Consider the following 3,370-nt stretch of genomic DNA (forward strand, 5'->3'; position numbering starts at 1 on the left):
AACCCTCTTCCCCGCCCCCCCCCTTCTCGCTTGTGTGTGCGTCCTCGGGGGGGGGGGGGTGGCGTGCGGGGCCCCCCCCCCCCCCCACGGCCGGGCCCGCAGCTTCGTGAAGTTCGCGCCGGCCGGAAGCGGCCTGCCGCTGGCCCGGGAGGCCGAGCGGCTGACGTGGGCGCAGCGCTACACGCCCGTACCCCGCGTCCTGAACTCCGGCGCCGACCCCAGCGGAACCTGGCTGCACACCGCGGCCCTGCCCGGCACCAACGCCGTTGACGCTCGGTGGCTGGCCGATCCCGAACCCGCCGTGATCGCGATCGGGCGCGGGTTGCGGGAATTCCACGAAGCGTTACCGGTCGACGATTGCCCGTTCAACTGGTCGGCGGAGAACCGGCTGGCGTCGGCCTGCGAACGCGCCGGGCGCGGCCAGATCGACACCACCATCTGGCATCCGGACTTTCAGCACCTGACCGTGGCCGAGGCGCTGACCCAGGCGGTGGACCGCCCGCCGATCGACAAGCTGGTCGTCTGTCACGGCGACGCGTGCGCGCCGAACACGCTGGTCGGCGAGGACGGCGACTGGACCGGCCACGTCGACATGGCCACCCTCGGCGTCGCCGACCGCTGGGCCGACCTGGCGATCGCGTCCTGGAGCCTGGGCTGGAATTTCGGGCCGGGCTGGGACAAGACCTTCTATCGTGCGTACGGGGTCGAGCCGGATCCCGAACGCATCGCCTATTACCGCCTGCTGTGGGAGTTGGGTCCGTGATCGAGTCCGCCGAGGATGTCAGCCCGGTGACGTCGCGGCCGGTCCGCCGGTCGTGGCTGGTGCAGCGCTGGGAGGACCTGGCGTTCCTGCACTGGGCGGTGGACCCGTCGGTGGTGGCGCCGTTCCTGCCGGCCGGGACCCGGCCGGACACGCTCGACGGGGTGACGTATGTCGGGTTGATCGGCTTCAGGATGGTCGGGCTGGGGTTCGGGCGCGGGCCGGGGATTCCGTTCCTGGGTACGTTCTGCGAGACGAACGTGCGTCTGTACAGTGTGGACTCGCGTGGCCGCCGGGCGGTGGTGTTCCTGTCGCTGGACGCGGAGCGGCTGATCCCGGTGCTCGTCGCGCAGGCGACCCTGCGGCTGCCGTACCGGTGGTCGCGGATGAGCCTGCGCCGCGACGGCGACTCGTTCACCTACACCAGCCGGCGCCGCCGCGCGGCCGGCACGTTTACGGTGCGTCGCGGCCCGGCGATCACCGATCCGACACCGCTGGAGCACTTCCTCACGGCGCGCTGGGGTCTGCACACCAGGGCATGGGGCCGCACGGTGCACCTGCCGAACGATCACCCGCAGTGGCCGCTGCACCGCGGCACGCTGGAGCATCTGGACGAGACGCTGATCGCCGCGGCCGGCCTCCCGGCGCCGGTCGGCCCGCCGGTGAGCGTGCTGTGCTCCCCCGGCGTACCGGTCACCTTCGGCGGTCCGTCGTCATGACCCTCGACGGGGCGTTCCGCGTGGCGCTGCCGGTGGCCGAGGCCTTCCGGCTGTTCACGGCGCGAGGCGAGCGCGAGTGGGTGGACGGCTGGGAGCCGGTCTTCCCGGAGCCCGTCGACGACGACGCCGCCGCCGGCACGGTGTTCCGGACCGACCACGGCGGGCAGGACGTCACCTGGGTCGTGGTCGACCGTGACGGCGACCGTCGGATCCGGTACGCGCGGGTCGCCGCCGGCCGCGACGCCGGCACCGTGGAGGTCCGGCTGGCCCCGGCCGGGCCGCACACCGAGGTCGCCGTCACCTACCGCGTCACCGCGCTGACCCCGTCGGGTGTCGAGTGGTTCCGGGATTTCACGGCCGGCTATCCCGACATGATGCGCTCGTGGGAGGCGGCCATCGACCGCGTCGTGGCCGCTCGCGGCCGCGCCGCCCCGCTGTCGTGAACGCCGCGCGACAATGAGCGGGTGACGCTGCTGGAGATGCCGGACGGCCCGTGGTGGGAGTGGGAGATCCTGTCGCTGAACCGCGGACGGCTCATTCTGGCCGGCAGCTTCGATCTCTCCTACTACCACCAGATCGAGATCGCCTTCACCGACGTCGCATACCTGTCCTGCGCGGCCGCGTTCTGCGATCCGGCCTTCCGCGAGCCCACGGAGGCCGAGCTGCACCACGCCACCCACCAGAACGGCATGGACGTGCCGCCGGTCGTGGTGGCCTTCGACCACGACTTCGGCAGGCCGGTGTCCTGCGTGATCGCCGCCGGCAGCGTCGAGATCACCACCGGCATGGTGCACCGGGTGCCACCGCAGAGGCTCGAGCCGGGCGACCGCCTCGCGCCGTGGCTGGAACAGCCGCCGTGAGCACCCGGGGAGAGGTCACCCGGTGGGGGGCGGGCCGGGTCTGCCGGCCAGCCATTTCGCGCGGCGGCGTTGTGATGCCCGGGACAGCCACGCGTCCTGGACCACCTCGGCCAGCTCCGCCCGGCTGAGCTCGCCCAGCCGGCACTCCCGCACCAGCACCGACGGGTGGCCGTTGAAGTGCGGCGTCGTGAAGAACGGCGACGAGTCCTGGACGAGCGCCTGCTTGTCCGCGTCCGACTCCACCCAGAAGACGATCACGTCGTCGTAGCGTTCCCCCGTCTCGGGGTCCGCGGCGTCCGGTCTCGGGTTGCGGAAGAACACGAACGACTTGCCGCCGACCTGATAGACCGGCCGCCCCGCCGACCCGTCCACCACCGTCACGTGCGGCATCGCCAGGGCAAGCTCGTGCACGTCCTCGACCCGGGCCGGCCGCCCGTCCGCGTCAGCCATCCCCCGAGCCATCCCGGCAGCCTAGGCTCCCGCAGCCGCGGAGCGGGCGAGGATCTTGTCCAGCTTGGTGAAGCTGGTGCTCCAGCCCTCGCGCGCCTGCGGTTCGACCTCGGGCGGGTACGGGCCCTGTGTCAGCACCAGCCGGGTACGCCCGCCCTCCTCGTCGTAGAACTCGAGGCGCATGCGCATCACCACCTCGCCGAAGGGCTCCTCGCCGACCAGCAGCTCGTTCTCCACCACCTCGGTGAACGTGGCGTTCACCCCCGAGCGCAGCGCCGGATCCTCGTCGCTGACCATCGTGCAGCGGTAGTGCCCGCCGGTCCGCGCGTCCACCGACACGCTGTCCCGCGGGACCGACCAGCCCACCGGGCCGAACCACCGGGCCAGCTGGTCCGGGTCCACGAAGGCGCGGTAGACGACCTCCCGCGGCGCGTCGAAGATGCGGGTGATGACGAGATCGGTCACCGCTCAGACCTTACTGGGCATCCGCCGGTGCAGCTCCGCCAGCAGGGTCGACGGGCCCGGTGACATCAAACCGATGTCGACCAGGTACGAGTCGCCGCTGCGGCGTGGCCTCCGGC

Annotated in this window: 6 protein-coding genes; 4 read left to right on the plus strand and 2 right to left on the minus strand. The window is 72.3% G+C overall.

Annotated elements, in window-relative coordinates; all coding sequences use genetic code 11:
* Positions 1 to 106: 106 nt before the first annotated feature.
* Genes AB0M20_RS27460 through AB0M20_RS27475 form a run of 4 tightly spaced genes read left to right on the plus strand, consistent with a single transcriptional unit; the run spans position 107 to position 2,339 of the window.
* The gene (locus tag AB0M20_RS27460) at positions 107 to 763 is read left to right on the plus strand and encodes an aminoglycoside 3'-phosphotransferase (RefSeq protein WP_364302973.1); all 657 of its coding nucleotides are present in this window, start codon (positions 107 to 109) and stop codon (positions 761 to 763) included.
* Entirely contained in the window at positions 760 to 1,479 is a 720-nt protein-coding gene (locus tag AB0M20_RS27465) for a DUF2071 domain-containing protein (RefSeq protein WP_364302976.1), read from the plus strand. Before AB0M20_RS27460 ends, AB0M20_RS27465 begins: the two co-directional genes overlap by 4 nt.
* Positions 1,476 to 1,922 (plus strand): SRPBCC family protein, encoded by a 447-nt coding sequence (locus AB0M20_RS27470; protein ID WP_364302978.1) that lies wholly within the window; start codon positions 1,476 to 1,478, stop codon positions 1,920 to 1,922. The genes AB0M20_RS27465 and AB0M20_RS27470 overlap by 4 nt, the downstream gene beginning before the upstream one ends.
* A gap of 21 nt (positions 1,923 to 1,943) precedes the next feature.
* Positions 1,944 to 2,339: a hypothetical protein gene (locus tag AB0M20_RS27475; RefSeq protein ID WP_364302980.1), complete on the plus strand. Its 396-nt coding sequence runs from the start codon at positions 1,944 to 1,946 to the stop codon at positions 2,337 to 2,339.
* A 15-nt stretch (positions 2,340 to 2,354) separates the two neighbouring features.
* On the opposite strand, the gene AB0M20_RS27480 is transcribed toward AB0M20_RS27475, so the two are convergent.
* Both AB0M20_RS27480 and AB0M20_RS27485 read right to left on the minus strand, forming a co-directional pair.
* Positions 2,355 to 2,789: an MmcQ/YjbR family DNA-binding protein gene (locus tag AB0M20_RS27480; protein WP_364302981.1), complete on the minus strand. Its 435-nt coding sequence runs from the start codon at positions 2,787 to 2,789 to the stop codon at positions 2,355 to 2,357.
* Positions 2,790 to 2,810: 21 nt separating this feature from the next.
* A complete protein-coding gene (locus tag AB0M20_RS27485) occupies positions 2,811 to 3,254 on the minus strand; it encodes an SRPBCC domain-containing protein (RefSeq protein ID WP_364302983.1) in 444 nt (147 codons plus the stop codon).
* Between the last annotated feature and the right edge of the window lie 116 nt (positions 3,255 to 3,370).

The organism is Actinoplanes sp. NPDC051633, from assembly GCF_040681735.1.
In the GTDB taxonomy this organism is placed as follows: domain Bacteria; phylum Actinomycetota; class Actinomycetes; order Mycobacteriales; family Micromonosporaceae; genus Actinoplanes.

Coding starts and splice junctions, on each gene's coding strand:
- AB0M20_RS27470 (WP_364302978.1), top strand. CDS start 1,476: ATGACCCTCGACGGGGCGTTCCGCGTGGCGCTGCCGGTGGCCGAGGCC.
- AB0M20_RS27480 (WP_364302981.1), bottom strand. CDS start 2,789: ATGGCTGACGCGGACGGGCGGCCGGCCCGGGTCGAGGACGTGCACGAG.